The following is a 25,062-nucleotide window of genomic DNA, read 5'->3' as shown; positions in this document are numbered from 1 at the left end:
GCCCCGTACCTCGACAGCAAATTCACAATGGAGAAGCAATGAAGCAACCCCAGACCTCACGGCGCAATTTCCTCGCCCTCGCTGCCCTTACTCCCTTTGCCGTTGCCGCAACCTCTGCCTGCGGCACGTCAGGTCCGGGTGCCTCCAGCGGCAATGGTGGCGCCAGCATGTGGTTCCTGTCCGGTGAGCCGAACCAAACCAACATGCAGAAGGCTGTCGATGCCTTCAACCAGGCAAACCCGGACAACAAGATTGCCATCACGTTCTTCCAGAACGACGCCTACAAGACCAAGATCAAGACCGCGATCGGCGCCAACCAGGCACCCACCATCATCTACAACTGGGGCGGCGGCACGCTGAAGACCTACGCCGAGGCAAACCAGGTTGAGGACCTCACCAGTTGGCTGGATCAGAACCCGGACTTGAAGAAGAAGTTCTTCCCCTCCACCTTCAGCGCCGCCACGGTTAACGGCAAGATCTACGCCCTGCCCAACATGTATGTCGGTCCGATCGTCCTGTTCTACAACAAGGAACTCTTCCAGAAGGCCGGCGTCCAGCCGCCCAAGACCTGGGACGACGTCATGTCGCTGGTCAAGACCTTCAACGGCATGGGGGTGGCACCCTTCTCCCTGGGCGGCCAGTCGCGCTGGACTTCCATGATGTGGCTCGAATACCTGTTGGACCGCATCGGCGGACCCGACGTGTTCAAGGCCATCTTTGAAGGCAAGCCCAACGCCTGGATGGACCCGGCCGTCATCGAGACCGGCACCAAGATCCAGGAACTGGTCTCCGCCGATGGCTTTATCAAGGGCTTCTCCTCCATCACGGCCGACTCGAACGCAGATCAGGCCCTGCTGTACACCGGCAAAGCCGCCATGATGCTGCATGGTTCCTGGACGTACGGTCCGATGAAAAAAGACGGCAAGAACTTCGTCCAGGACGGCAAGCTGGGATTCGTCCAGTTCCCCACCCTTCCCGGCGGCAAGGGCGACCCCAAGAACGGCGTCGGCAACCCGGCCAACTACCAGTCCATCTCGGCCAAGGCCAGCGACAAGGAAAAGGAGTCCGCCAAGAAGTTCCTCAAGGACGGCATCATGACCGATACCATGATCGACGCCTACATCAACTCCGGCTCCGTTCCCATCGTCAACGGCATCGAAAGCAAGCTGAACACGTCCCCGGACAAGGATTTCCTCAACTTCGTCTACGACCTCGCAAAGAACGCCCCCAACTTCCAGCAGTCCTGGGACCAGGCACTGAGCCCCACCGCCGCCGAGGCCCTGCTGAACAACATCGACCAGCTGTTCCTGAAGTCGATCACGCCGCAGCAGTTCGCCGAGAACATGAACGGCACCCTCGGGAAATGAGTAACGCCGTCTCCACCGCCCCGGGGCCCAGCGTCGGCGTCAGGAATTCCAAGCAGACAGAACAGCGCAAGGCCGCGCTGGCGTGGCTGACCATTCCTGCACTGTTCTTCTTCCTGGTGTTCGCCGTCATCCCGCTGGCGGGTGTACTCATCCTCAGCTTCACCAGCTGGGACGGCATTGGTGCCATCGGGGCGGCGGGACTGGACAACTGGTTCTCCGTGCTGGCAGATCCGGGGCTGTACAACGCCCTGGGCCTGACGTTCCTGATCATGATCGTCTCCTGGCTGGTCCAGACCCCCATCAGCCTCCTGCTCGGCGTCTTCACCGCGGGAAGCCAGCGGTACCGGGCAGTCCTGGCAGTGCTGTACTTCCTGCCCCTGCTGTTGTCTTCGGCCGCCGTCGCCATCGCTTTCAAGGCCCTGCTGGACCCCAACTTCGGCCTGGCAACCGGCCTGGGCCTGCCGTTCCTTGCCCAGGACTGGCTGGGTGTCCCGCACCTGGCACTCGGCCTGGTCATCTTCGTCATCGCCTGGCAGTTCGTGCCGTTCCACACGCTCATCTACCAAGGTGGCGTGCGGCAGATCCCCAAGTCCCTGTACGAGGCGGCCCAGATCGACGGGGCCGGGACCATCAAGCAGTTCTTCCACATCACCCTTCCGCAGTTGAAGTACACGATCATCACCTCCTCCACCCTGATGGTGGTGGGTTCGCTGACCTACTTCGACCTGATCTTCGTCCTCACCGGCGGCGGACCGGGAAACTCTACCCGGATCCTGGCCCTGGACATGTACCTCCGGGGCTTCCGGGCCAACCTGATGGGCCCGGCCAGCGTCATCGCCGTCATTCTCGTCATCATCGGCCTTGCACTCGCCTTGTTCCTTCAGCGCCTTGGAGGCAAGGACAAGCAGGGCAGCCAATTGGAAGGTTTGTAGGGTGAGTACCGTCCTGAAAAGCAATACCCAGGAGGCCCGCACCGGATCGGTCGGCGGCACTGCTGCCGCCAACCGGGGACTCGGCACACGGCTTCGGCGGCTAAACATCCCCGGCGGCCTTGGCGGCTGGATCTGGCTGGCCGTCATCATCCTGCCGGTCTACTACGTGGTGGTCACCAGCCTCAAGACGCAGGCCGGCTACTTCGGCCAGAATCCGCTGTCCCTGCCCACCGAGCCCACGCTCGAGAACTACCAGTCTGTCCTCGAAGCGGATTTCGCGCAGTATTTCCTGAACAGCGCCATCGTCACGCTCGGTTCCGTGATTCCCACGGTGCTGATCTCGTTCATGGCATCGTTTGCCATCGTCCGCGGCGCCGGCAGGTTCCTCAAGCTGGTCAACGGCATGTTCCTGATGGGGCTGGCCATCCCGCTGCAGGCCACCATCATCCCCATCTACCTGATGATCATCCGGCTGAACCTCTATGACAGCCTGCTGGCCCTGATGCTGCCGTCCATTGCCTTCGCCATCCCGCTGACGGTGCTGATCCTGTCCAACTTCATCCGCGACGTCCCGAACGAACTGTTCGAGTCGATGCGGCTGGACGGCTGCAGCGAGTGGCAGACCATGTGGCGGCTGGCCCTGCCCCTGACCCGGCCAGCCATCGTGACGGTTGCCATCTACAACGGGCTGCATGTCTGGAACGGGTTCCTGCTTCCGCTGGTCCTCACCCAGAGCCCCAGCCTGCGCGTCCTGCCCCTGGGCCTGTGGACCTTCCAAGGTGAATTCAGCGTCAACATTCCTGCCGTTCTCGCTTCGGTGGTGCTAAGCACCCTGCCCATCCTGGTGCTGTACGTCATCGGCCGGCGCCAGCTGCTGGCAGGCCTGACCGCCGGCTTCAGCAAGTAACGCCCGGCTTACAGAAAGGACTTTCAACATGACCACCGCACAGCCCTTGCGGGTCGGCATGGTGGGTTACGCCTTCATGGGTGCAGCCCACTCCCACGCCTGGCGGACCGCACCCCGGTTCTTCGACCTGCCGCTGCAGCCACAGCTCACCGCGGTAGCCGGAAGGAATGCCGAGGGCGTCCGTGCCGCAGCGGACAAGCTCGGCTGGGACTCGGTTGAGACTGACTGGCGCCGCCTGATCGAGCGCGACGACATCGACCTGATCGACATCTGCACGCCCGGGAACACCCACGCCGAGATTGCCATCGCCGCCCTTGAGGCAGGCAAGCACGTCTTGTGCGAAAAGCCGCTGGCCAACTCCGTGGAGGAGGCCGAACGGATGACGCTCGCGGCGGAAACTGCCGCAAAGAGCGGCGTCTTCTCCATGTGCGGCTTCAGCTACCGCCGCACCCCTGCACTGGCACTGGCCAAACGGTTCGTGGAACAGGGCAGGCTCGGCGAAATCCGCCACATCCGCGCCCAGTACCTGCAGGACTGGCTCTCCGACGCCAACGCCCCCATGACCTGGCGCCTGGACAAGAGCAAGTCAGGTTCCGGATCACTGGGTGACATCGGCGCGCACAGCATCGACGCCGCGCAGTGGGTCACGGGCCTGGACATCAGCGGAGTATCGGCCATGCTGGAGACCTTCGTCCGGGAACGCCCGCTGGCCGGCGACCTGGTGGGCCTCGGCGGGCACGGCGACCTCAGCAGCGACGCCCCGCGCGGGGCGGTCACCGTTGATGATGCGGCCATCTTCAGCGCAAAGTTCGACGGCGGCACGTCCGCAGGTGCCATCGGCGTCTTTGAAGCCACTCGCTACGCCCTGGGCAGGAAGAACGCCATGCGGCTGGAGGTCAACGGCACTAAGGGTTCGCTCGCCTTCGACTTCGAGGACATGAACGTCCTGTCCTTCTACGACGCGGCAGAATCCCCCGACGCCGGCTTCCGCCGGATCTTCGTCACCGAGCCCGAGCACCCCTACGTGGGGAACTGGTGGCCCACCGGCCACGGCCTGGGATACGAGCACGGCTTCACCCACCAGGTGGTGGACCTCGTCACGTCCATCGGCGAGGGACGCCAACCGGAACCGTCCTTCGCGGACGCCCTGCAGGTGCAGCGGGTCCTGGCCGCCGTGGAGTCCAGCGCCGCGAACTCCAGCCAGTGGCAAAAAGTCTGAGCACCGCACGGCTTCGATCAATCTAGGAACGCACATGACACGACCAATCACGCTTTTCACCGGCCAGTGGGCCGACCTGCCCTTCGAGGAGGTGGCCCGACTCGCCGGCGAGTGGGGCTTCGACGGCCTGGAGATCGCCTGCTGGGGCGACCACCTTGACCCACGCCGGGCCGCCGAGGACGACAACTACCTCCAGGGCCGGCTGGACATCCTCGAAAAGAACAACCTCAAGGTGTTCGCCATCGCCAACCACCTGACCGGCCAGGCCGTGTGCGACGACCCCATCGACGAGCGCCACCGGGACATCCTGTCAGCGGAGACCTGGGGCGACGGCGAACCCGAAGGGGTACGCCGCCGGGCAGCGGAGGCCATGAAGGACACCGCACGGGCAGCTGCCCGCCTCGGGGTGAAGACCGTCACCGGATTCACCGGGTCCTCCATCTGGAAGGCAGTGGCCATGTTCCCGCCGGCCTCGCAGGCAATGATTGATGCGGGCTACCAGGACTTCGCCGACCGCTGGAACCCCATCCTTGATGTCTTCGAGGAAGAGGGCGTCCGGTTCGCCCTGGAAGTCCACCCGTCCGAAATCGCCTACGACTACTGGACCGCCAAGCGCACGCTCGAAGCCATTGGGCACCGCGAGAGCTTCGGCCTGAACTTTGACCCCTCCCACTTCATCTGGCAGGACCTGGACCCCGTGATGTTCCTGCAGGACTTCGCGGACAAAATCTTCCACGTCCACGTCAAGGAATCCGTCCGCCAGCTCGACGGCCGCAACGGCCGCCTTGGCTCGCACCTCGCCTGGGCGGACCCCCGGCGCGGCTGGGACTTCGTCACGGCAGGGCATGGCGATGTCCAGTGGAACCGGATCTTCCGTACCCTGAACGCCATTGGCTACGAAGGGCCCACCAGCATCGAATGGGAGGACGCCGGCATGGACCGCCTGATCGGCGCCCCGCAGGCGCTGGCCATGGTTCAGGAACTGGCCCGGATCGCCCCGCCCGCAGCTGCCTTCGACGCCGCCTTCTCCAGCCACTGACCCCAAGCCTTGCCGGCACACGCCGGCAGCCAGACAAAGGAAACTTCAATGACAGATCGCAAGAATGCGCTGGTCGTCCGCGGCGGCTGGGACGGCCACCAGCCCTACGAAGCCACCGAGCTCTTCATTCCCTACCTCAAGGACAACGGTTACGACGTCCGGGTGGAGGAATCCCCCAAGGTCTATGCCGACGCCGAGTACATGGCCGGCGTGGATCTGATCATGCAGTGCATGACCATGTCCACCATCGAAAAGGACGAGTTTTCCGGGCTGCGGGCAGCTGTGGAGAACGGCACCGGCCTGGCTGGCTGGCACGGCGGCATCGCCGATTCCTATAGGAATAATTCGGACTACCTGCACCTGATCGGCGGCCAGTTTGCCTGCCACCCCGGCAAGCATCCGGACGAGCGCATCGGCGAACAGTCGGACAACTACGTTCCCTACACGGTGAACATGCTGCCCGAAGCCGCGGAACACCCCATCACCAAAGGCATCAAGGACTTCGACCTGGTCACCGAACAGTACTGGGTCCTCTCTGACGACTATGTCGACGTCCTGGCCACCACCACCCAAAAAGTCCGCGAGTGGGACCCCTGGCACCGCGAAGTGACCTCCCCCGCCATCTGGACCCGCCAGTGGGGCAAGGGCCGGATCTTCGTCTGCACGCCCGGTCACCGCGTGGAAATCCTCCAGGACCAGAACGTACGCACCATCATTGAAAGGGGCCTGCTGTGGGCAAGCCGTTGAACGTCGGAATCATTGGCTGTGGAGCCATCATCGCCCAATACCTCACCAACTTCCGGCGGCTGGACCAAGTCCGGCTGGTAGCCGTGGCGGACCTGGATCCTGCCCGGGCCCAGGCGGTGGCGGATGATTACGACGGCGTCCGCGCCGTCTCCGTGGAGGAACTGCTCACCGCTGACGATATCGACCTGGTCCTGAACCTCACCATCCCCGCCGCGCACGCCGAAGTTGCACTGAAGGCGATCGAGGCCGGCAAGAGCGTCTACGGCGAAAAGCCGCTGGCGGCCACCACTGAAGAGGCACGCAAGGTGCTGGACGCGGCACGCCAGGCAGGCGTCGTCGTCGGCTGTGCCCCTGACACCGTGCTGGGCACCGGGATCCAGACCGCCCGCAAAGCCATCGACGACGGCCTCATCGGCGCACCCATCTCGGCATCAGCCACCATGGTGACCCCGGGCCACGAGCGTTGGCACCCCAACCCGGACTTCTACTACCAGCCGGGCGGCGGTCCCCTCCTGGACATGGGCCCCTACTACGTCACCGCCCTGGTGACGCTGCTGGGTCCCGTAGTGTCGGTGCTCGGCGCGGCCAGCCACACCCGCAACGAGCGGACCATCGGCTCGGGACCGCGGCAGGGTGAAAAGGTGCCGGTAACCATCGATTCCCACGTCACGGGCATCCTTGTACATGCCTCCGGGGCACTTTCCACCCTTTTCATGAGCTTCGACGCAGTGAAGTCCAAGTCGCCGAACATCGAGATCCACGGCGAGCGCGGCTCCCTGGTGGTGCCGGACCCCAACCACTTCGACGGCGACGTCCAGCTGTTCGCCCTGGGCGCCGAGGACTGGGAAACCCTCCCCGCCTCGGCAGGATACGTCGATGCCGGGCGCGGGTTTGGCATCGCGGATCTTGCTTCCACCCCGCAGGGCAAGGAACCCCGCGCGGGCGGAGCCCTGGCCTACCACGCCCTGGAGGTCATGGAATCTGTCCTCAAGGCCGCGCACAGCGGCATGACGGTCAGCATCCAGAGCACTGTTGAGCGGCCGGAAAGCGTGGCACTGACCGTCCTTGCCGAGCAGGCAGACGCCCTCCAGTCCAAGTAGCCACCCGGAACCGTGCCGTCCGCCGCAGCGGAGCTAATGCAGCTCGTCGCTGCGGGCGGCGCGGTTCCTTCCCAAGGACTTGGCCCTGTAAAGGGCTGCATCCGCCGCGGCGATGAGGCGGTCCACGTCGGAGGTCCCGCCGTCGTAGGTCGAAATACCATAACTGGCGGTGGGCATCTCCATGCCGTCCGGCGCTGCAGCCCCTGCCAGGCGGCTGCTGATTTCCTCCACAATCGCCTCGGCCCGTTCAGCGCTGGCCCCGGGGACCAGGATCACGAACTCTTCCCCGCCGTACCTGCCGGTCAGGTCCGTGGATCGGACGGTGGCAACGCAGGCGTCGGCGAAGGCCTGCAGCGCCAGGTCGCCGGCGGCGTGGCCGTGGGTATCGTTGACCACTTTGAAATGGTCAAGGTCGGCCAGGATCAGCGCGCCGGATCCCCCGGTGATGGTGCGGTCGGCCAGCTGCTCGGCAGCAAGGTCCAGGAAGGCCTTGCGGTTGAGGAGTCCGGTGAGGTCGTCCCGGCTGGCAACCACCCGCAGGGCGCGGGTCTGCTGTTCGGTGCTCAACCCGGCCATGCTGAATGAGACCACCACCAACAGCACCATGGTCACCATGGTGGTCACGGCCGATCCAAAAACGGTAACGAAAACCGGACCATCCGGGCCCTCCACCAGGAACGCCAGCCAGCGGAAGAAATAGTAGGCGGACAACCCGCCTGCTGCCACCGCCATGGGGATGCGCACCCGCGAATAGCCCGGTTCAAGCCGCCACAGTTCACGCGACGCCAGCCCGACGGTCAGGCTCATCGCGGCGAGGAAAACGGGACCGCCGGACCAGGTGTTGGTAGCGGGGTGGTCCAGCAGGGACGCCACCAGGGTGACAAGGGGGATGCCGGTAAAGGCCCACTTGGGTGGCTGCACGGTCCGCAGCGAGCGCGCTCCCGCCCACACAGCAACCCCGCCGTGCACCAGCAGCGTATTGCCCAGCGGGTTGGCCCACCACTGATGTGGCGTGCCGTCCAGCAGGAAGCAGCCGGATCCGGAAAGGAAGAACAGCAAGGCCCCGCACCACCACGCACTGTACGGGGAGCGCGTCACCCGGAAGGCGGAAAAGTAGAAGAGGACCACCAGCACCAGGGCCATCAGGCCAAAAGCGATGCGCAGCGTCACCGTATCCAGAACCATGTGCCAGAAGTCCCCCCGAAAGCCCGAATGCTGCCCACGCCAGTATCGCATCCGCCCACACGGCGCAAAGCATCCCTACCCCGGATGGGTGCCGGCCAAACCCGCCTAGGGTGGGAGGTTAACCATTCGGACAACGAAAGGCCGGCAATGCTCCTCCTCTTCGGGTTCAAGACCGTGCTCAAGCCGCTGCCGGGCAGGACGGCAACGTGCCCGCACTGCGGCGCCTTCATCCACCACCTCCTTGAGGAACAAGCCACGAAGTTCACCTTGTTCTTCATCCCGGTGCTCACGGTGTCCCGGAAGTGCCGGATCACCTGTACCAATTGCGGCTACGTTTCGTCCATCAGCGGGCGGCAGAAGCGGGCTTTGGAGTTGCGCCGGTAAGCGGCGCTCCGGAACTTCTCCGCCGGCCGGGGAGTTGAACCGAACATGGACGACCCTCCTTCACACATGCCCTGGCCCCTCTGCCATCTGACCGGAACACCGGCCACCACAGGAGAGGGGCGCCCCAATGTATGAATGGATCATGCTGGGCATCGGCCTGGTCCTGACCGTCGGCACCGGCTTCTTCGTCGCCTCGGAGTTCGCGCTGGTGAACCTGGACCGGCACGATCTTGAAGCACGCCAGGCCCGCGGTGAGAAACGCCTGGGCCCCACCATCAAAGCCCTTCGCATCACCTCCACCCACCTCTCGGGTGCCCAACTGGGCATCACCCTGACCACGCTGCTGACGGGCTACACCTTTGAGCCCGCCATCAGCCGCATGCTCAGCAGCCCGCTGCAGTCTGTCGGCGTCCCGGAAGCCCTGGTGCCTGCCGTCGGATCCGTTGCCGGCATCTTCCTGGCCACGGTCTTTTCGATGGTGGTGGGCGAGCTTGTCCCCAAGAACTTCGCCCTGGCCCTGCCCCTGGCCACGGCAAAGGTGGTGGTGCCGTTCCAGGCCCTCTTCACGGCCGTGTTCAAGCCCGTGATCCTGCTCTTCAACAACACCGCCAACAGGATCATCCGCGGGTTCGGCATAGAACCCAAGGAAGAACTCTCCGGCGCCCGCAGCGCGGAGGAGCTCAGCTCCCTGGTGCGCCGCTCCGCCGTCGAAGGCGTCCTGGACCTGGACCATGCCACCCTGCTGCACCGCACGCTCCGCTTCTCCGAGTACAGCGCCGCGGACGTCATGACACCCCGCGTCAGGATGGCCGCCGTTGGCTTGTCCGACACCGCCGATGACATCGTTTCGCTGGCCACGGCCACCGGCTACTCCCGGTTTCCCGTGATCGGGCGGGACAGGGATGACGTGCTGGGCCTCCTGCACGTGAAGCAGGCGTTCGCCGTCGCCCTAAACCAGCGGGCGGGCACCACCGCGGCGGAGCTCATGATCGAGCCGCTGCGGGTGCCGGAATCCATGGGCGTGGACACCCTCCTGGGCCTGCTGCGGCGCCAGGGGCTCCAGATGGCCATCGTTTCGGACGAGCATGGCGGCACCGCCGGGATCGTCACCCTGGAGGACCTTGTGGAAGAGATCGTGGGCGAACTGGAGGACGAGCACGACCGGGCGCGCGCCGGCGTTGTCCGCGTAGGCCGGTCCATCACGTTCGACGCTGCACTGCGGCCGGACGAACTGCTGGACCGCACGGGAATCGAGGTCCCCGACGGGGACGAGTACGACACCGTGGGCGGGTTCGTCACTGACCGCTTGGACCGCCTGCCCGAACTGGGCGATGAGGTGGAGGTCGACGGCGGCACCCTCCGCGTGGAGCGCGTGGCCGGCATGCACGTGGAGCGGCTGCGCTTCACGCCCGCCGCGTCCGGCGAGCCGCCGCGAAGCCCGCACGACCGCATCATCGACAGCCTGACCCAGGAGCTGACCCATGAGTGAATACCTTCCCGGCATCATCTGGCTGGCGGTGCTCCTGGTGGTCAACGGCTTTTTCGTGGGCGCCGAATTCGCCGTCATCTCCGCCCGCCGCTCCCAGATCGAGCCCCGGGCCGAGGCCGGCAGCAAAGCGGCAAAAACCACGCTCTGGGCCATGGAACACGCCACGCTCATGCTGGCCACCAGCCAGCTGGGCATCACCGTCTGCTCACTGGTCATCCTGAACGTCTCCGAACCCGCCATCCACCACCTGCTGGAGATCCCGCTGGGCCTGACGTCCCTGTCCTACGAGGCGATCAGCATCATCGCGTTCATCGTGGCGCTGCTGCTGGTGACCTTCCTGCACGTGGTGGTGGGCGAGATGGTGCCCAAGAACATCTCCTTCTCCGTCCCCACCCGTGCAGCCCTCCTGCTCGCCCCGCCGTTGGTCATGGTGGCCAAGGTGTTCAAGCCGGTGATCTGGACCCTCAACGGGATTGCCAACTCCATCCTGCGGCTCTTCCGCGTGGAGCCCAAGGACGAGGCCACCAGTGCGTACACGCTGGATGAAGTGGCCACCATCGTGGAGCAGTCCACCCGGGACGGCATGCTGACGGACACCACGGGCACCCTGACCAACGCGTTCGAATTCACCGCCAAGACCGTGGCGGACGTCCAGGTGCCAATGGCGGACATGGTGCTGCTGCCGGAAGCCGCCACGCCTGCCGACATCCAGAAGGCCGTGGCAGGGCACGGCTACTCCCGCTACATCCTCACCAACAGCACGGGCGAGCCCGATGGCTACCTGCACCTCAAGGACGTCATGGACCTCACCGCAGCGGAGAAGTTCCACCGGCCGGTTCCGGCCAAGCGCGTCCGGCGGTTGGCCTCGGCATTTGCCGGCGCGGACCTTGAGGATGCGCTGGCATCGATGCGGCGGACCGGAGCGCATGTGGCCCGGGTGTTCGATGCCGATGGCAGGACCACCGGGATGCTCTTCCTCGAGGACATCATCGAGGAACTGGTGGGAGAGGTGCAGGACGCCACCAGCGCGTAGTCCGGTTTCCAAGGGGGCGCGGGTCCGGTTCAATCAGCAGCCGGATCCGCGCCCGTTTGCGCCTGCCCCTAGTGCCCGACGGCGGCGGGTACTAAAGTGGGGCCCGGTCCCACCCTGCCGTCCCCGGCAGGAGGACGAAAACCCGCACGAGGGATGGGAGGTGGTTTTGATGACTGCTGTTGCCGCGCGCCTTGAGCGTCCCGCACCCACTCCATCACCCATCCTCCCGGCTGCACACGCCTGACTGACGGCAACTGTCCGCCATGGCGTTCCGCACCGGGGACCCTCGCAAGGAAACCACCGTGCACAACTCTTCAGGCAACACCCTGGACAACACCTCAAGCACCACCCAACCCACCCGCACCCTGACCGCGTACGGCTACACTCCCGCCGTCGCCCGCCACTTCGACCAGCACCCCTGCCCCGGCGCCACGGGACGCGGGCGCGTGGTCCGCGTGGACCGTACCCTCCTGCTGGTTGCCGTCGATGACGGGCTGCTCCACCTGCCCTACCCCTTGTCCGGCGAGCCGGCCGTCACCGGGGACTGGGTCTGGACCGGTCCCAACCGCGCCGGAGAGTGCCAGATCCTGGCAGTGCTCCCCCGGCGTTCCGAGCTCAGCCGCAAGCGCGCGTTCGAGGACTCCTCCGGGGAGCAGGTCCTGGCCGCGAACATGGACACCGTCGGCGTCGTAGTCCCCGTGGACCGGCCGCTCACGCACAACAGGCTCGAACGCACCCTCGTTGCCGCTTGGGACTCCGGCGCCACCCCGCTGGTGATCATCACCAAGGCGGACCTGGCACAGGTGGCGGACGACGTCGTCGGGAAAGTCATCCTTCAGGCGGCGGGCGTGGAGGTGGTCACCACGTCCGCCGAAAACGGCGACGGGATCGACGAACTGATGTCCCGCGTCCCGGCCGGCGGCACCATCGTCCTCCTGGGTCCGTCCGGCGCGGGCAAATCCACCCTCATCAATGCGCTGGTGGGCCGGGAGCTCCAGCAGACGGGAGAAGTGCGGAGCGGCGATTTCAAAGGCAAGCACACCACCACTTCCCGGGAACTGGTGCCGCTGTCCAACGGCACCGTGCTGATGGATACGCCGGGGGTGCGCGGCTTCGGACTGTTCGACGCCGGGGAAGGCCTGGGCGGGATGTTCGGCGACGTGGAGGAACTGGCGGCCGGCTGCCGGTTCGCCGACTGCGGCCATGGGAACGAGCCGGGCTGTGCGGTCCGGGAGGCGATCGACAGCGGAGCCCTGCCCGAGCGCCGCTGGAACTCCTACCTGAAGATGCAGCGGGAGCTGGCAGCGCTGGCACGGCGGTCCGACGTCGCGGCCCAGCGCGCGTACCACCGCGAGTGGCACCAGAAGGTGGTGACGGCGGGAAAGTCGCAGCGCTGGGCGGAGCGCGAGGCCTCTGAACGGCAGGAGCGGTCCGGAGGGAAGCGCAAGCGGCGGTAACCGGATGCGTGCGCTCCTGCCCGGCTACTGATGCCCAGGCCGGACGACGTTGGTCCACTCCCTGTGTTCCAGGGGCTGGGTACGGTGCCGCGAAGTGTAACTGGGCGGGAACGTACAGCGCACGGGGGTGGGGAGTAGGGTTCGGTCATGGACATCATCCTGGTACCCGGTTTCTGGCTGGACGCTTCGTCGTGGGAGGCGGTGGTGCCGGCCCTGGAAGCGGCGGGACACCAACCCCACCCCCTCACCCTTCCCGGCAAGGAGTCAGTGGACGCCAGCCGGTCGGGCATCAACCTGCAGGACCACATCGATGCGGTGGTGGAGGTCATGGAGGGTCTGCCCGGCAAGGTGGTCCTGGTGGGGCACTCCGGCGGCGGCGCCATCATCCATGGAGCCGTGGACGCCAGGCCGCAGAAGGTGGAGCGCGCCATCTATGTGGACAGCGGACCCCTGGGTGAAGGCGGTGTGATCAACGACGAGTTGCAGGCGGTCGGGGACGACGTGCCCTTGCCACCCTGGGAGGATTTTGACGACGCCGACCTGGTGGACCTCGACGACGGGCTCCGCGAGGCATTGCGGGCCCGGGCAGTAGCGGAGCCCCGCGGCGTGGCCTACGGCAAGCAGCAGCTGCATGATGAGCGGCGCTACGACGTGCCCGCCACCGTGATCACCTGCGAATTCCCGTCCGCCATGCTCCGGGAATGGATCGCGGCCGGCCATCCCTTCGTCGCAGAGCTGGCCCGGGTCCGGGACGTGGAGTACATCGACCTGCCCACGGGGCACTGGCCGCAGTTCACCAAGCCGAAGGAACTGGCCAGGGCCATTCTGGCGGCTGTTGACCGAACGGGCATGGACGAAGTCTGAAACACTCTTGCGCGGGCTCGCGACCGTCCCCATAATAAATGAATGGCATTCATTTATTCCGCCCCCGTCCCGGGCAACGCCGCCCCTGACCGTGCTGTAACCGATACCGCAACCCACATGCCCGCAGAGTGGGAGGCGCACCAGCGCACCTGGATGGCCTTCCCGCCGCCCAATGCCACCTTTGGCGCCGTTGGAAGCTCCACCTTGGACAGGGCACGGGCGGCCTGGACCAAGGTGGCCCGCACCATTGCCCGCTACGAACCCGTCACCGTTGTCGCAGATCCACGGGACGCCACCGCTGCCCGGGAATGGCTCGGCAGCGGCATCGACGTGGTGGAGGTGCCGCTCGATGACGCCTGGCTGCGGGACAGCGGCCCCACGTTCGTCCATGCCGCCGACGGCTCACTGGCCGCGGTCGACTGGATCTTCAACGGCTGGGGCGCCCAGGACTGGGCCGCCTGGGGAAAGGACCAGGAGGTGGCCCGGGGGATTGCGGCGGGCGCGAACGTGCCGGTCCGGGCATCCGCCCTGGTGAATGAGGGCGGCGGCTTCCATGCGGACGGTGAAGGGACCGTGCTGCTGACCGAAACGGTCCAACTGGATCCCGGCCGCAATCCCGGGGCCACCAAGGAATCGGTTGAGGCGGAAATCCACGCAGCACTGGGCACCACCAAAGCCATCTGGCTTCCCCGCGGGCTCACCCGGGACTACGACGAATTCGGGACCCGCGGCCACGTGGACATCGTTGCGGCCTTTGCCGGAGCGGGCACCATCCTGCTGCACCGCCAGGATGACCCCGCCCACCCGGACCACGCGGTCTACCTCCAACTGAAGACTGTCCTTGCCGGGCAACTGGACGCGCAGGGTCGGCCGCTGCGCATCATCGACGTTCCGGCCCCCACCACGCTCAAGGACGATGAGGGTTGGGTGGACTGGTCCTACATCAACCACTATGTGGCCAACAACGTGGTGGTGCTCTGCAGTTTCGATGATCCCAACGACGCTATCGCGGCCGGCATCCTTGAACGCGCCTACCCCGGGCGCACCGTTGAACTGGTGGACGCACGGGACATCTTCGCCTTTGGCGGCGGCATCCACTGCATCACGCAGCAGCAGCCGGCCCCGCGGGAAGGCGGTGCGGCATGAAAACGGCGGAGCAGACGCGGAAGCCGGAGGCGGCGGCAAAGTTTGATGTGGTGGAAGCCGGCATCAGCCGACTTCGGGCTGCCCTCCATGCGGGTGAGGTAACCAGCGAGGAGCTGGTCCGCATCTACCTGGAGCGCATCGAGAAGTATGACTCTTCGGGCATATGCCTGAATGCAGTGGTTGTCATGAACCCTGACGCCATTGCGGAGGCGCAGGCCTCGGACCGGCGCCGCGAGGCCGGTTTCACACTTGGCCCGCTGGACGGTATCCCCTACACCGCAAAAGACAGCTATCAGGTCAAAGGCCTCACCGTTGCTGCGGGCTCACCGGCCTTCAAGGACCTGGTGGCGCAGCGGGACGCCTTCACCATCGAGCGCCTGCGGGCCGGCGGTGCGGTCCTGATCGGGCTGACCAACATGCCGCCCATGGCCAACGGAGGTATGCAGCGCGGGGTATACGGGCGGGCTGAGAGTCCCTACAATGCCGGCTTCCTTACGGCCGCGTTCGCTTCGGGATCGTCCAACGGTTCCGGAACTGCAACCGCGGCCAGCTTCGCTGCCTTTGGCCTGGCCGAGGAGACCTGGTCCTCGGGCCGGGCGCCGGCGTCCAACAATGCTTTGTGCGCCTACACACCCTCCCGCGGTGTCATCTCCGTCCGGGGCAACTGGCCTCTGGTCCCCACCATGGACGTGGTGGTTCCGCACACGCGGACCATGGCGGACCTGTTGGAAGTCCTGGATGTGGTGGTGGCGGACGACCCCCAGACCCGCGGGGACTTCTGGCGTGTCCAGCCCTGGATCGAGGTGCCCAGGGCATCCGCCGTCCGCCCGCCGTCGTACGTTGACCTGGCCGTCCCGGACGCGACTGCCGCCGCGGCCGTCCTCGCGGGCAAAAGGCTGGGCATTCCCCGGATGTACATGAATGCCGACCCCGACGCCGGAACAGCTGAGGCTCCAGGCATCGGGGGCCCCACCGGCCAACGGATCGAAACCCGCGCCTCCATCCTGGAGCTGTGGGCTGCGGCCCGCCGTGACCTGGAGGCGGCCGGCGCCGAGGTGGTGGAGGTGGACTTCCCGGTGGTGTCCAACTACGAAGGCGACCGTCCCGGTGCACCAACCCTTGCCACCCGGGGCCTGGTGTCCCCGGAGTATCTGCGGCACGAGATTGTGGACCTGTCGGCCTGGGCATGGAATGACTTCCTGGCTGCCAACGGCGACGCACAGCTAAACAGCCTCGCCGACGTCGACGGTTCCGCCATCTTCCCCGCTCCGGAAGGCGCGTTGCCGGACCGCTACGACGGATTCGACGACGACATCGCGGATTACCCCGCGTGGATCCGGGAGCACCGCATTCCTGTCCTCGCTGACATCCCGCACCTGGCCGAGGGCCTGGCGGGGCTTGAGGAAACCCGCCGCGTGGACCTGGAGGAGTGGATGGACCGGCTGGGCCTGGACGCGGTGGTGTTCCCCGCGGCCGCAGATGTTGCTCCGGCAGACGCGGACACCAATGAAAGTTCGGCAGACATCGCCTGGCGCAACGGCGTGTGGGTGGCCAACGGAAACCTGGTCCCCCGGCATCTGGGCATTCCCACCGTCACCGTTCCCATGGGCCTCGCGGCGGACATCGCGATGCCGGTGGGCCTCACCATCGCGGGCAAGGCGTACAGCGACACGGAACTCCTTCGCCTGGCGGCAGCGTTCGAAGCCACCGGCCGCCGACGCGTCCCGCCGCCCCGCACCACACCTGCGCGAAAAGGGGACTGACTCAATCCACGGCAGTGGGTAGTCTGGGCGGATGGCACGGCCCCTTGCCCACCAGGCTGCCCTTCGGCCCGACTGCTCGCAATGCTTTGCCCTGTGCTGCACGGCGTTCGGCTTCACCCGTTCGGCGGACTTCGCCATCGACAAGCCGCCGGCCACCCCCTGCCCCAACCTGGCCGCAGACTTTTCCTGCACCATCCATGACAGGCTCCGGCCGCGCGGCTTTGCCGGCTGCACGGTGTTCGACTGCTTCGGCGCCGGGCAGGCCGTCAGCCAGCGGCTGTTCCACGGCACCAGCTGGCGGGACAACCCGGGTTCAGCACCGGACATGTTCGCCGCCTTCAGGGTCCTGCGCCAGCTGCACGAAATGCTGTGGCACCTGGCGCAGGCAGAGGCGGTTGCGTACAGTCCGGATGCCGCCGACGAGGTGCGCCATCTCCAGGCAAAGGTCCGGGAGGTGGCGGAAGGCCCCCTGGAGCACGTACTCGCGGCCGACGTCGGGAGCCTCCACCTGCAGGTGGGCGAAGCGCTGCGGTGGGTCAGCGAGGAGGTCCGCGCCGGGTACTTGGCCGACGGCCCGCAACGCAACGACCTGGCACCGGACGCCGACCTGGCCGGAGCGAACCGGCGCGGGTCCGTGCTGTGCGGTGCGGATCTTCGCGGCGCATGCCTGATCGCCGCCGACCTCCGGGGCGCGGACCTGACGGCGGTGGACCTCCTCGGAGCCGACCTGCGCGACGCAAGGCTCGACAACGCCGACCTTGGCCAAGCGCTCTTCCTCACCCAGGCACAAATCGCCGCAGCCCGCGGCAGCCTGTCCACACGCCTCCCCGCCGGGCTCAAACGGCCCGACCATTGGATCCTGTCGCCGCCACCGCCGGCTGCCGCCCTCCCGGTTCCGCCCAGCCAGCGGAAGCGCCTTGACAGCCCGGAATGTTAGCGCTGACAGTGGGAGGAAACCGATGCCAACCGAAAGCCACTCGATGAAGAACTGGGCAGGAAACCTCGAATACTCGTCCGCGGATGTCCGCCGGCCGGAATCCGTAGCGGAGCTGGCCGCCATCGTGGCTGAATCGCCGCGCGTCAAGGCACTGGGGTCCCGGCACTCGTTCAACCGGGTGGGTGACACGGACGGCGTCCATGTGCTCCTCGATGCCCTGCCGCAGCAGGTGGACCTGGATTCCAACCGCGGCACGGTGCGCGTGAGCGGCGGGGTCAGCTACGGGGCGCTCTGCCGGAACCTCGAGGAAGCCGGGGTTGCCATCCACAACCTCGCCTCGCTGCCGCACATCTCGGTGGCCGGCGCGGTGCAGACAGGCACGCACGGCTCCGGCGTCAACAACCCGTCACTTGCCGGCGCCGTTGAGTCCATCGACCTGGTCCGCGCCTCCGGCGAGCAGGTCACGCTGACCAGGGCTGACGGGGATGAGTTCCTGGCCAGCGTGGTGGGCATCGGGGCCCTGGGCATCGTGACCGGACTGGAGCTTTCAGTGCGCCCCAGCTTCACGATGCGCCAGCGCGTCCTCGAGGACCTGCCGTGGGACAACGCCCTGGCCGACTTCAACACGATCGTGTCCGCCGCCTACAGCGTGAGCCTGTTTACCGACTACGCGGGTGACACCGTCAACCAGGTCTGGCTCAAGGCCCTGGACGAAGAGCCGGCGCTTCCCGGTCTGTTCGGCGCAACCGCCGCCCTGCGGCCGCGGCACCCCCTGCCCGACCTGTCCGCGGAGAACTGCACGGCACAGCTGGACGAACCCGGGCTGTGGCTGGACCGGCTGCCGCATTTCCGGCACGAATTCACTCCCAGCAATGGAGATGAACTCCAGAGCGAGTTCATTCTTCCCTTGGAGCACGCCCCCGCCGCCCTGCAGGCCGTCCGCGGGCTGGCCGGACAGCTTTCACCCCTGCTTTTCGTCTCCGAAGTACGCACCGGCGCCGCTGACGAGTTCTGGCTCAGTCCGTTCTACCGGCAGCAGAGCGTGGCGCTGCACTTCACCTGGAAGCCGCTGCAGCCGGAGGTTGAGGCGTTCCTCCCCGTCCTGGAGGACGCCCTGCGGCCTTTCGGGGCCCGGCCGCACTGGGGCAAGCTGTTCACCCCCGGCGGGCACGACTGGGAAAGGCTGTACCCGCGCTTCGCCGACTTCCGTTCCTTCGCCGCAGGGCACGATCCTGAGGGCAAGTTCCGGAACGCGCTGCTGGACAGCATCCTGGGCGTCCCGGCCCGCCGGTAGCCGCCGGCCTGTAGCCCCCCGGTACGGTGGAGGCATGATCTTTCGCCACGCCACCGCCTCCGCTGCTGCTCTGTCCACCGCGCTGTTGCTGCTGACCGGTTGCGGCGCCGTCGGGGAGGCGGCGGGCAGCGCGGCCAGCGAGGCCGCGTCCAAAGCCGCCTCCAGCGCCGCGCAGGAAGTCAATCGGCAAATTTGCACCCTGGTGGAAGACGGCCTGGTCAGCCCTTCGGACCGGCAGGCCCTGGCCGGCCTGGTTTCGGCAGCGCGGACGGCAGGTGTCCCAGCGGAAATAACGACGCCGTTGGACCGGATCGCCGAGGCCGGGGACCAGGTGCCGGAGGACTCCGTCCGGGCCTTGAAGGACGCCTGCCACGCCTGAGCTGGAAGGGGCCGCAGGGCCCTTCAGCCGCCCGCCCGTTGGTGCTACGGTGAAGTGACGAACTAGTAAGCCAGTGATACTAAATCGCTCGCGAAGGAGATCGTCATGGCAGAACGCGTTACCACCTCTTCCACTCCGCTCAGCGCCGGGGAGGGGGAACAGTGACCACCAGCCTGCAGAAATATGCCGACCTGTACCGTCGCCCCGGCCCTTGGTGCACCGCCTATGTTCCAGCCGGAACCGGAACAGTGGACTCCCTGGAAGCCGGCGACGTCAGGCCTGGGAACGCGCAGGCCGAATTGGAGGCACAGGGGGCAGCCGCAGCTGACATTGAGGCAATGGAGCAGGCACTCCAGCCGGCAACAGGGCTGCCCGCCCCCGTCTCAAGGTTTGTCCTGGTCCACGGCGGTAAAGCCGAAGTCAACGAGGTACTTCCCGGCGACCTGGTCCTTCCCGAACGGGTGGCCATGGAGCCCGTCCCGGACCTGCTGCCCCTGGTCAAGCACCGGCCGGAAGAACTGCCGTATGTTGTGGCGGAAGTCAGCCGGGAACACGGCGAGATCCGGTTGTACCGGGCCGGTGCCGGGGCTCCCAGCAGCGTACGGGAAGTGGAAGGCGAATCCGAGAACATCCACAAGTTCCACGGCGGAGGCTGGTCGGAACTGCGGTTCCAGCACCACACCGAGGACGTCTGGCGCCGCAACGCGGATGAAGTGGCAGGCGAGATAGACAGGGTAGCCCGCGCCAGCGGTGCACGGCTCATCGTCCTCGCCGGCGATATCCGGGCCCGCGGCCTGGTCAAGGACAACCTCTCCGAGGCCAGCCAGGCCCTTGTGTCCGAGGTGGATTCCCACACCCATACCGGTGGCGCGGACAGCGCCAACCTGGAGGACCAGGTCAACCAGCACGTCGCCGAAGTGTGGGCTGAGGAACAGCAGAACGTGATGGACAGGCTGGCGGTCCAGGAAGGGCAGGCCAACCCGGAGGCCGCCCATGGGGTGGGAGCGGTGGTGCATGCCCTGCAGCAGGCGCAGGTAGACACCCTGATCCTGGATGACGCAGCCCTGTCCGAACGGACCATGCTGGCCCTGGCCGCGGAACCATGGATCGCCACAGCCAAGGAGGAGGCCCTAAGCGCGGAAGTCCTGGGCGAAGTACCCGCCCCGGCGGCGCTGCTTCGGGCCGCCGCGCTGACCGACGCCCGCGTCCTCCTGGTCCCGGGGCCGGTCCTGCCTGAGGGCGTCCATGTCGCGGCACTGCTGCGCTGGTCGTCGGGACCGCACGTCCCGTCGTCGTAAATTCGTAAATCCTGCTGATTTTCGCCGAACCATCAATTGGAAGGTGCACCATGAGCACTGCAGATGAAAACCCGGATGATGTCCTCGACAGCGTAATGGTCCCGGAGGAGGACGCGCTTCCCACTCCCACCCGCACGGGCCACGGCAAGATGCCGGAAGACGTTGACGACGACGATTACCAGAAGGCCGCGGAACAGGAGCGGGTGGCGGCGGGGCTGGCTGATTATGCCCCCAGCGACGTTCCGCCGGCTACGGATCCGTTGCCGCCGGAGGCGGCCGATGCCGCAGACCTTGCGCAGCGCGGCCTGCTGGAGGAGGAACCGGAAGACAAAGGTTAGAGAAAGCAGCGGCCGGCCCGTTGGGGCCGGCCACTGCTTCTCTCAGCCAGGAACTTCGGGACAGCTGAGTTCTGGCGTGGCTGTTCCCAGCCCCGCATGCCCGCTGCCCGCCCGGTCTGGGGTCGGTGTCCGGACCGGTGTTCCGGTGGGGCAAACGGGACAACCCCGGCGTTGCGGCTAAGCGGCACTGCACGCACAAACTTCGTCAGTTCATCCCGGAGCACCTTCCATTCGATCTCCGGATCATCCGGGTAGGCATTGACCTCGGCCTGCCGCGCCGCTTCAACAGCCTCAACACCGGCCTCCGTCAACTCAACTTTCAGCTGCCGGCGGTCGGAGGCATGGCGGGTCCTGGTAATGAGTCCCGTAGCTTCGAGGCGGGTAAGGACCCGCCCCAGCGTCTGGCTCTGGACCCTGATCGCGTCTGCGAGCTGTTCCTGGTTCAGTGGTCCCCCGTCAGGCCTTCCAATGCAATAACTGCCGCACGGGTGAGGCCAAGGGGGGCCAGTGCATCGTCCTGCCGCCGCTGGATCAGCCGGGCCGCCAAAGTGATCAGGCGGTAGCTGCTCCGGGCGTCCGGATCGAGATTGCTGGTCATCGGCCGCGGCCTTCCTGTAGTTGGCGAAGTGCTGGTCACCCTGCGTCGCTACACCCCTACAATAAGCATGCTTAGCAACATATTCGCAAGTAGGCTTACTATCCGGCAATCGGGCAGCTTCCGCGCCTACCACTCCCCAGCACGAAAACGCACGTCCTACCCCTTGCAATCGAAATGGGAAGTGTGCTTAGTATCTAATTAGTAACCTTGCTTACTAAGTCGCCAGCACTGCTGGTTCTTGATCGCCAGCTAACCCTTTCTGAAAGAGAGCGAAGATGACAGAGAACCAATGGCCCCAGACCCCGCACACCGGCGCCGACCCGGCCATCACCGATCCGTACGGTGCAACAGAGGTAGCTCCCGGGCAGGCCTCCTATTCTGCAGGCCCGGGCGATACCTCGAAGACCCAGGCAGCGAAGGAAGAGGCTTCCAACGTGGCCGGGCACGCTGCATCTGCCGCCCAGGGAGTAGCCGAAACTGCCAAGGGTGAGGCCGCGAACGTGGCACATGAGGCGAAGGCAAACGCGCAGGATTTGCTGCACCAGGCCAAGTCGGGGCTGACCAGCCAGGCGGGCACGCAGCAGCAGAAGGCGGCCGAAGGCATGCGCAACATTTCCAGCCAGCTCCACAGCATGGCCAGTGCACCGGACCAGCAGGGCGTGGCAAGCGATCTGGTCCGGCAGGCTGCAGAGCGCACCTCCACGGTGGCGTCCTGGCTGGAGAACCGCGAGCCCGGTGACCTCCTGAACGAGGTCACGCGCTTCGCCCGCAACCGCCCCGGCACCTTCCTGCTCCTCGCGGCAGGCGCCGGCGTCCTGGCCGGCCGCCTCACCCGCGGCCTCACCGCAGGCGCCCCGGAAGCCCAGGGACAGATCCAGGCAGGCTCGACTCAGGGCAGCGGCCAGCACCGGGCCGTGCAGTCGCCGCCGGTAGCGCCGCTGCACCAGGAGACCGTGTACGCCGCCGGCACCGATGACCTCTTCGACGAGCCGGTAGTGGGCGGAGCCCCTGTTTCCACCAGCACTCTGCCCTCGGGCACCGCAGATGAATCCCCGCTTCGCTTCGAGGACGACCCCTACCGGGCCGAAAACGGCGTGTACACCGGTGAAGAAACCTTCGGCAGCGAAGGCACCTCCGGCACCGGCCGCCACGGAACGGGTGGTCTGTGATGAGTAGCCAGATTCCTGAGCCGCCGCCCAGTGCGGCGCATGTGAAAGCGGACAACGCGTCCCTGGGCGAACTGTTTGGGGATGTGACCCGGGACCTGTCCACCCTGATGCGCCAGGAAGTGGAGCTGGCCAAGGCCGAACTCAAACAGTCCACCTCCCGGGCAGGCAAGGGCGCGGGCATGCTCGCCGGCGCCGGCGTGGGCGGACACTTCGTCCTGCTCTTCCTCTCCCTGGCCCTGATGTGGGCCCTGGGCGCCGTCATGGCCCTGGGCTGGGCCGCGCTGATCGTCGCCGTGATCTGGGCGATCATCGCCGCGGTCCTGGCCTCGGTAGGCCGCAAGGAACTCAAGCAGATCAAGGGCCTGCCCCAGACAGGGGAAACCCTCTCAGAAATTCCCCCAACCCTAAAACCAGGTGAGGTAAACCGATGAGCGAAAACCCTGACGTCATCCGAGCAGACATCGAAGCCACCCGGGCACGCCTGGGCACCAACGTGGACGCCGTCGCCGACAAAGTCACCCCGTCCAACATCGTCCACCGCCAAACCGACAAAGTCCGCGATGCGTGACCGGGGTGAAGGAGAAAATCATGGGAGCCGCAGACACCGCCACCACCAAAGTCCACGACACCACCTCCACCGGCGCCGGGCACACCACCAACGCCATGCACACCGCCGGGGACAGCCTCCACCAGGCAGGAGACACCGTCTCGGCCAAACTCTCCGACGCCGGCCACACCGTCTCCGCCGCCCCGGACCAGGTCAAAGCCAAAACCGCAGGCAACCCCCTCGCCGCAGGACTCATCGCCTTCGGCGCCGGGCTGCTGGTCTCCTCCCTGATCCCGGCAAGCCAAAAAGAACGCGAAGCCGCGGACCAACTCAAAACCGCAGCCCAACCCCTGGCAACCCAGGTCACCGACGCCGCCAAAACCGTCGCCCAGGACCTGAAGGAACCCGCCCAGGAAGCCATGGAAAACGTCAAAGCCACCGCCACCGACGCCGCCCAAAACGTCAAAACCGAAGGCCAACAAGCCGCCACCGACGTCAAAGACCGCGCCACCGACGCCAAAGACAACGTCCAAAACACCTAGTCTCCGTGGCTAAGCAGGACAACAACGAAGCCGGACCGCATGCGCGGTCCGGCTTCGTCGTTGTCCGGCGGCTAAACCGGGCCAGTCAAACCCCGGCTAGCGTTTGCCCTTTTTCCGGGACCCCCGCCCGCGGCCCTTGTCCGGATTGGGTGCATAGCGCTGCGCCACCTTGGGAGCCTTCTTCGCGGCGGTGCCGCGGCGGTCAGGCTTGGGCTCCTTCTTCACCTTTGCCGGCTGGGCAGAGGGCTGCCGTGAGCTCTGGGCGGTGCGTCCGCGGACGATGCCGATGAACTCCTCCAGCACCTCGTCGGTGGCCTCGGTGGGCCAGGCCAGGGCAATTACCGTCCCGTCGGCGCCCGTCAAACGGCGGGCAACGGTGTCCTGGACGTTGAAATGGCGGGCCACCGCCATGGGAAGGATCACCAGGCCGGCGCCGGCGGCAACCACCTGGAGTGCGGCCTCCGGCCCGCCCAGCGCGGCCACATCCAGAAACGATTCCTCCGCAAGGTCGGCAAGCGGCACTTCCTCGAACACCGAAATTTCATGGCCCTTGGGAGCCACCACCACCGGCTGCTCCTCGTACAGCGGGATCACGCTCAGGCCCTCCCGCTCGATGGGGAGGCGGACAAAGCCCATGTCCGCGCTGCCGTCCCGCAGCGGCCCAAGCTGGGCATCGCCGTCGACCATAAATGCCTGCAGGGGAATATGCGGCATCCGCTCTTCCCACCGGCGGATCCATTTGCCCGGCGTTACCCCGGCCACGTAGGCGATGCGCAGCACCCGCGGGGCCGCCTCTTCCGGGGCAGCGGGGGCGTCTTGCGTGGGGGTATCGTCGGCTGGCACGTCTTCACAGTACCCGCCGCCCGGATACCCTTGAAGCATGACCTCTGCAAACTCCCAGTCCATGAAGCCGGCCACCGTTGCCAAGAAACTTGGCATCTACCTCCCGGCCACGCCGCAGGAGTTCCAGGATTCAACCATCACCCGCGAGGAGTTCGCCGAGCTCCAGGCCAACCCGCCGGAATGGCTGGCCGAATTGCGCCGCAACGGCCCGCACCCCCGCCCCGTGGTGGCCCAGAAGCTGAACGTGTCCATCAGCGGCCTGGCGCGCGGCGGCGTGGAGGAAGCGCTCACGACGGCGGAAATCACCGCGCTGCTGCAGGCCCCGCCACAGTGGCTGGTCACCGAACGCGCCACGCACGCTGCCGTCCGCGCCGAAGCCCAGCGGGTCAAGGAAGAGGCCGCCAAAAAGCAGGCGAAGAAGGACCGCGCGCAGGCCCAGTAACCAAGCCCAGTAACCGCAGCCGCGTTTCAGAAGCTTGTCCGCC

Annotated in this window: 26 protein-coding genes and 1 pseudogene; 23 read left to right on the top strand and 4 right to left on the bottom strand. The window is 66.5% G+C overall.

The window, feature by feature from the left end; translation table 11 throughout:
• The first annotated feature begins 38 nt into the window (after nucleotides 1-38).
• Genes ACIGJD_RS00330 through ACIGJD_RS00300 form a run of 7 tightly spaced genes read left to right on the top strand, consistent with a single transcriptional unit; the run spans nucleotide 39 to nucleotide 7,311 of the window.
• On the top strand, nucleotides 39-1,367 hold the full coding sequence (locus tag ACIGJD_RS00330) for an extracellular solute-binding protein (protein WP_483687784.1): 1,329 nt from the start codon (nucleotides 39-41) through the stop codon (nucleotides 1,365-1,367).
• Nucleotides 1,364-2,299 carry a carbohydrate ABC transporter permease gene (locus ACIGJD_RS00325; protein WP_483687783.1) on the top strand — a complete coding sequence of 312 codons (936 nt, stop codon included), beginning with the start codon at nucleotides 1,364-1,366 and terminating at the stop codon, nucleotides 2,297-2,299. The genes ACIGJD_RS00330 and ACIGJD_RS00325 overlap by 4 nt, the downstream gene beginning before the upstream one ends.
• Nucleotide 2,300: 1 nt before the next feature.
• On the top strand, nucleotides 2,301-3,206 hold the full coding sequence (locus ACIGJD_RS00320) for a carbohydrate ABC transporter permease (RefSeq protein ID WP_483687782.1): 906 nt from the start codon (nucleotides 2,301-2,303) through the stop codon (nucleotides 3,204-3,206).
• 28 nt (nucleotides 3,207-3,234) lie between these two features.
• Complete coding sequence (locus ACIGJD_RS00315) at nucleotides 3,235-4,425, top strand: Gfo/Idh/MocA family protein (RefSeq protein WP_483687781.1); 1,191 nt, start codon at nucleotides 3,235-3,237, stop codon at nucleotides 4,423-4,425.
• Nucleotides 4,426-4,459: 34 nt separating this feature from the next.
• The gene (locus ACIGJD_RS00310; RefSeq protein WP_483687780.1) at nucleotides 4,460-5,464 is read left to right on the top strand and encodes a sugar phosphate isomerase/epimerase family protein; all 1,005 of its coding nucleotides are present in this window, start codon (nucleotides 4,460-4,462) and stop codon (nucleotides 5,462-5,464) included.
• 48 nt (nucleotides 5,465-5,512) lie between these two features.
• Complete coding sequence (locus ACIGJD_RS00305; protein WP_483687779.1) at nucleotides 5,513-6,211, top strand: ThuA domain-containing protein; 699 nt, start codon at nucleotides 5,513-5,515, stop codon at nucleotides 6,209-6,211.
• On the top strand, nucleotides 6,196-7,311 hold the full coding sequence (locus tag ACIGJD_RS00300) for a Gfo/Idh/MocA family protein (protein ID WP_483687778.1): 1,116 nt from the start codon (nucleotides 6,196-6,198) through the stop codon (nucleotides 7,309-7,311). Before ACIGJD_RS00305 ends, ACIGJD_RS00300 begins: the two co-directional genes overlap by 16 nt.
• 33 nt (nucleotides 7,312-7,344) lie before the next feature.
• On the opposite strand, the gene ACIGJD_RS00295 is transcribed toward ACIGJD_RS00300, so the two are convergent.
• Nucleotides 7,345-8,496: a GGDEF domain-containing protein gene (locus ACIGJD_RS00295; RefSeq protein WP_483687777.1), complete on the bottom strand. Its 1,152-nt coding sequence runs from the start codon at nucleotides 8,494-8,496 to the stop codon at nucleotides 7,345-7,347.
• Nucleotides 8,497-8,643: 147 nt separating this feature from the next.
• On the opposite strand from ACIGJD_RS00295, the gene ACIGJD_RS00290 reads away from it, so the two are divergent.
• The 12 genes from ACIGJD_RS00290 (at nucleotide 8,644) to ACIGJD_RS00235 (ending at nucleotide 20,878) form a co-directional block, all read left to right on the top strand.
• Nucleotides 8,644-8,880 carry a zinc-ribbon domain-containing protein gene (locus ACIGJD_RS00290; protein ID WP_483687776.1) on the top strand — a complete coding sequence of 79 codons (237 nt, stop codon included), beginning with the start codon at nucleotides 8,644-8,646 and terminating at the stop codon, nucleotides 8,878-8,880.
• A gap of 127 nt (nucleotides 8,881-9,007) precedes the next feature.
• Nucleotides 9,008-10,369: a hemolysin family protein gene (locus ACIGJD_RS00285; RefSeq protein WP_483687775.1), complete on the top strand. Its 1,362-nt coding sequence runs from the start codon at nucleotides 9,008-9,010 to the stop codon at nucleotides 10,367-10,369.
• Entirely contained in the window at nucleotides 10,362-11,402 is a 1,041-nt protein-coding gene (locus tag ACIGJD_RS00280) for a hemolysin family protein (protein ID WP_483687774.1), read from the top strand. Before ACIGJD_RS00285 ends, ACIGJD_RS00280 begins: the two co-directional genes overlap by 8 nt.
• Before the next feature lie 302 nt (nucleotides 11,403-11,704).
• The gene (gene rsgA / locus ACIGJD_RS00275; RefSeq protein WP_483687773.1) at nucleotides 11,705-12,859 is read left to right on the top strand and encodes a ribosome small subunit-dependent GTPase A; all 1,155 of its coding nucleotides are present in this window, start codon (nucleotides 11,705-11,707) and stop codon (nucleotides 12,857-12,859) included.
• A 147-nt stretch (nucleotides 12,860-13,006) separates the two neighbouring features.
• Nucleotides 13,007-13,723, top strand: a complete 717-nt coding sequence (locus ACIGJD_RS00270; protein ID WP_483687772.1) for an alpha/beta fold hydrolase — start codon at nucleotides 13,007-13,009, stop codon at nucleotides 13,721-13,723.
• A 42-nt stretch (nucleotides 13,724-13,765) separates the two neighbouring features.
• A complete protein-coding gene (locus ACIGJD_RS00265) occupies nucleotides 13,766-14,869 on the top strand; it encodes an agmatine deiminase family protein (protein WP_483687771.1) in 1,104 nt (367 codons plus the stop codon).
• Complete coding sequence (locus ACIGJD_RS00260) at nucleotides 14,866-16,632, top strand: amidase (protein WP_483687770.1); 1,767 nt, start codon at nucleotides 14,866-14,868, stop codon at nucleotides 16,630-16,632. The genes ACIGJD_RS00265 and ACIGJD_RS00260 overlap by 4 nt, the downstream gene beginning before the upstream one ends.
• A gap of 31 nt (nucleotides 16,633-16,663) precedes the next feature.
• Complete coding sequence (locus ACIGJD_RS00255) at nucleotides 16,664-17,569, top strand: pentapeptide repeat-containing protein (protein ID WP_483687769.1); 906 nt, start codon at nucleotides 16,664-16,666, stop codon at nucleotides 17,567-17,569.
• A gap of 43 nt (nucleotides 17,570-17,612) precedes the next feature.
• On the top strand, nucleotides 17,613-18,863 hold the full coding sequence (locus tag ACIGJD_RS00250) for a D-arabinono-1,4-lactone oxidase (RefSeq protein ID WP_483689555.1): 1,251 nt from the start codon (nucleotides 17,613-17,615) through the stop codon (nucleotides 18,861-18,863).
• Between the two features lie 34 nt (nucleotides 18,864-18,897).
• A complete protein-coding gene (locus ACIGJD_RS00245; RefSeq protein WP_483687768.1) occupies nucleotides 18,898-19,242 on the top strand; it encodes a hypothetical protein in 345 nt (114 codons plus the stop codon).
• 161 nt (nucleotides 19,243-19,403) lie between these two features.
• Nucleotides 19,404-20,540 (top strand): baeRF2 domain-containing protein, encoded by a 1,137-nt coding sequence (locus ACIGJD_RS00240; RefSeq protein ID WP_483687767.1) that lies wholly within the window; start codon nucleotides 19,404-19,406, stop codon nucleotides 20,538-20,540.
• A 50-nt stretch (nucleotides 20,541-20,590) separates the two neighbouring features.
• The gene (locus tag ACIGJD_RS00235) at nucleotides 20,591-20,878 is read left to right on the top strand and encodes a hypothetical protein (protein ID WP_286400682.1); all 288 of its coding nucleotides are present in this window, start codon (nucleotides 20,591-20,593) and stop codon (nucleotides 20,876-20,878) included.
• Here the strand turns inward: ACIGJD_RS00235 and ACIGJD_RS00230 are convergent.
• Both ACIGJD_RS00230 and ACIGJD_RS00225 read right to left on the bottom strand, forming a co-directional pair.
• Complete coding sequence (locus tag ACIGJD_RS00230) at nucleotides 20,875-21,276, bottom strand: hypothetical protein (RefSeq protein WP_483689554.1); 402 nt, start codon at nucleotides 21,274-21,276, stop codon at nucleotides 20,875-20,877. The two genes, ACIGJD_RS00235 and ACIGJD_RS00230, sit on opposite strands and share 4 nt — an antisense overlap.
• A 44-nt stretch (nucleotides 21,277-21,320) precedes the next feature.
• Complete coding sequence (locus ACIGJD_RS00225; RefSeq protein WP_483689566.1) at nucleotides 21,321-21,476, bottom strand: hypothetical protein; 156 nt, start codon at nucleotides 21,474-21,476, stop codon at nucleotides 21,321-21,323.
• A gap of 275 nt (nucleotides 21,477-21,751) precedes the next feature.
• Between ACIGJD_RS00225 and ACIGJD_RS00220 the strand changes: the two genes are divergently transcribed.
• The 3 genes and pseudogenes from ACIGJD_RS00220 to ACIGJD_RS00210 all read left to right on the top strand — a co-directional run bounded on the left by ACIGJD_RS00220 (nucleotide 21,752) and on the right by ACIGJD_RS00210 (nucleotide 23,734).
• Complete coding sequence (locus ACIGJD_RS00220; RefSeq protein ID WP_483687766.1) at nucleotides 21,752-22,645, top strand: hypothetical protein; 894 nt, start codon at nucleotides 21,752-21,754, stop codon at nucleotides 22,643-22,645.
• Nucleotides 22,645-23,076, top strand: a complete 432-nt coding sequence (locus ACIGJD_RS00215) for a phage holin family protein (RefSeq protein WP_286400676.1) — start codon at nucleotides 22,645-22,647, stop codon at nucleotides 23,074-23,076. The genes ACIGJD_RS00220 and ACIGJD_RS00215 overlap by 1 nt, the downstream gene beginning before the upstream one ends.
• Nucleotides 23,073-23,734, top strand: a pseudogene (locus ACIGJD_RS00210) (DUF3618 domain-containing protein). The gene ACIGJD_RS00215 and the pseudogene ACIGJD_RS00210 overlap by 4 nt, the downstream one beginning before the upstream one ends.
• Nucleotides 23,735-23,830: 96 nt before the next feature.
• Here ACIGJD_RS00210 and ACIGJD_RS00205 read toward each other — a convergent pair.
• Nucleotides 23,831-24,652, bottom strand: coding sequence for a LysR family substrate-binding domain-containing protein (locus ACIGJD_RS00205; protein ID WP_483687765.1), 822 nt, complete (start codon nucleotides 24,650-24,652; stop codon nucleotides 23,831-23,833).
• Between ACIGJD_RS00205 and ACIGJD_RS00200 the strand changes: the two genes are divergently transcribed.
• Nucleotides 24,615-25,019: a DUF5997 family protein gene (locus ACIGJD_RS00200; protein WP_483687764.1), complete on the top strand. Its 405-nt coding sequence runs from the start codon at nucleotides 24,615-24,617 to the stop codon at nucleotides 25,017-25,019. The genes ACIGJD_RS00205 and ACIGJD_RS00200 overlap by 38 nt on opposite strands.
• Nucleotides 25,020-25,062 lie beyond the last annotated feature (43 nt).

Source organism: Arthrobacter sp. E1SS-5 (assembly GCF_057073715.1).
The sequence above is the reverse complement of the archived record's forward strand: the minus strand, read 5'-3'. Positions and strand labels throughout refer to the sequence as shown.

What these genes read in the sequence shown, in the direction of transcription:
- ACIGJD_RS00285 (WP_483687775.1), top strand. Translation starts at nt 9,008, where the DNA reads ATGTATGAATGGATCATGCTGGGCATCGGCCTGGTCCTGACCGTCGGC.
- ACIGJD_RS00305 (WP_483687779.1), top strand. Translation starts at nt 5,513, where the DNA reads ATGACAGATCGCAAGAATGCGCTGGTCGTCCGCGGCGGCTGGGACGGC.
- ACIGJD_RS00265 (WP_483687771.1), top strand. Translation starts at nt 13,766, where the DNA reads ATGGCATTCATTTATTCCGCCCCCGTCCCGGGCAACGCCGCCCCTGAC.
- ACIGJD_RS00270 (WP_483687772.1), top strand. Translation starts at nt 13,007, where the DNA reads ATGGACATCATCCTGGTACCCGGTTTCTGGCTGGACGCTTCGTCGTGG.
- ACIGJD_RS00330 (WP_483687784.1), top strand. Translation starts at nt 39, where the DNA reads ATGAAGCAACCCCAGACCTCACGGCGCAATTTCCTCGCCCTCGCTGCC.
- ACIGJD_RS00280 (WP_483687774.1), top strand. Translation starts at nt 10,362, where the DNA reads ATGAGTGAATACCTTCCCGGCATCATCTGGCTGGCGGTGCTCCTGGTG.
- ACIGJD_RS00245 (WP_483687768.1), top strand. Translation starts at nt 18,898, where the DNA reads ATGATCTTTCGCCACGCCACCGCCTCCGCTGCTGCTCTGTCCACCGCG.
- ACIGJD_RS00315 (WP_483687781.1), top strand. Translation starts at nt 3,235, where the DNA reads ATGACCACCGCACAGCCCTTGCGGGTCGGCATGGTGGGTTACGCCTTC.
- ACIGJD_RS00225 (WP_483689566.1), bottom strand. Translation starts at nt 21,476, where the DNA reads ATGACCAGCAATCTCGATCCGGACGCCCGGAGCAGCTACCGCCTGATC.
- ACIGJD_RS00215 (WP_286400676.1), top strand. Translation starts at nt 22,645, where the DNA reads ATGAGTAGCCAGATTCCTGAGCCGCCGCCCAGTGCGGCGCATGTGAAA.
- ACIGJD_RS00235 (WP_286400682.1), top strand. Translation starts at nt 20,591, where the DNA reads ATGAGCACTGCAGATGAAAACCCGGATGATGTCCTCGACAGCGTAATG.
- ACIGJD_RS00290 (WP_483687776.1), top strand. Translation starts at nt 8,644, where the DNA reads ATGCTCCTCCTCTTCGGGTTCAAGACCGTGCTCAAGCCGCTGCCGGGC.
- ACIGJD_RS00310 (WP_483687780.1), top strand. Translation starts at nt 4,460, where the DNA reads ATGACACGACCAATCACGCTTTTCACCGGCCAGTGGGCCGACCTGCCC.
- ACIGJD_RS00220 (WP_483687766.1), top strand. Translation starts at nt 21,752, where the DNA reads ATGACAGAGAACCAATGGCCCCAGACCCCGCACACCGGCGCCGACCCG.
- ACIGJD_RS00260 (WP_483687770.1), top strand. Translation starts at nt 14,866, where the DNA reads ATGAAAACGGCGGAGCAGACGCGGAAGCCGGAGGCGGCGGCAAAGTTT.
- ACIGJD_RS00200 (WP_483687764.1), top strand. Translation starts at nt 24,615, where the DNA reads ATGACCTCTGCAAACTCCCAGTCCATGAAGCCGGCCACCGTTGCCAAG.
- ACIGJD_RS00255 (WP_483687769.1), top strand. Translation starts at nt 16,664, where the DNA reads ATGGCACGGCCCCTTGCCCACCAGGCTGCCCTTCGGCCCGACTGCTCG.
- ACIGJD_RS00250 (WP_483689555.1), top strand. Translation starts at nt 17,613, where the DNA reads ATGAAGAACTGGGCAGGAAACCTCGAATACTCGTCCGCGGATGTCCGC.
- ACIGJD_RS00325 (WP_483687783.1), top strand. Translation starts at nt 1,364, where the DNA reads ATGAGTAACGCCGTCTCCACCGCCCCGGGGCCCAGCGTCGGCGTCAGG.
- ACIGJD_RS00295 (WP_483687777.1), bottom strand. Translation starts at nt 8,496, where the DNA reads ATGGTTCTGGATACGGTGACGCTGCGCATCGCTTTTGGCCTGATGGCC.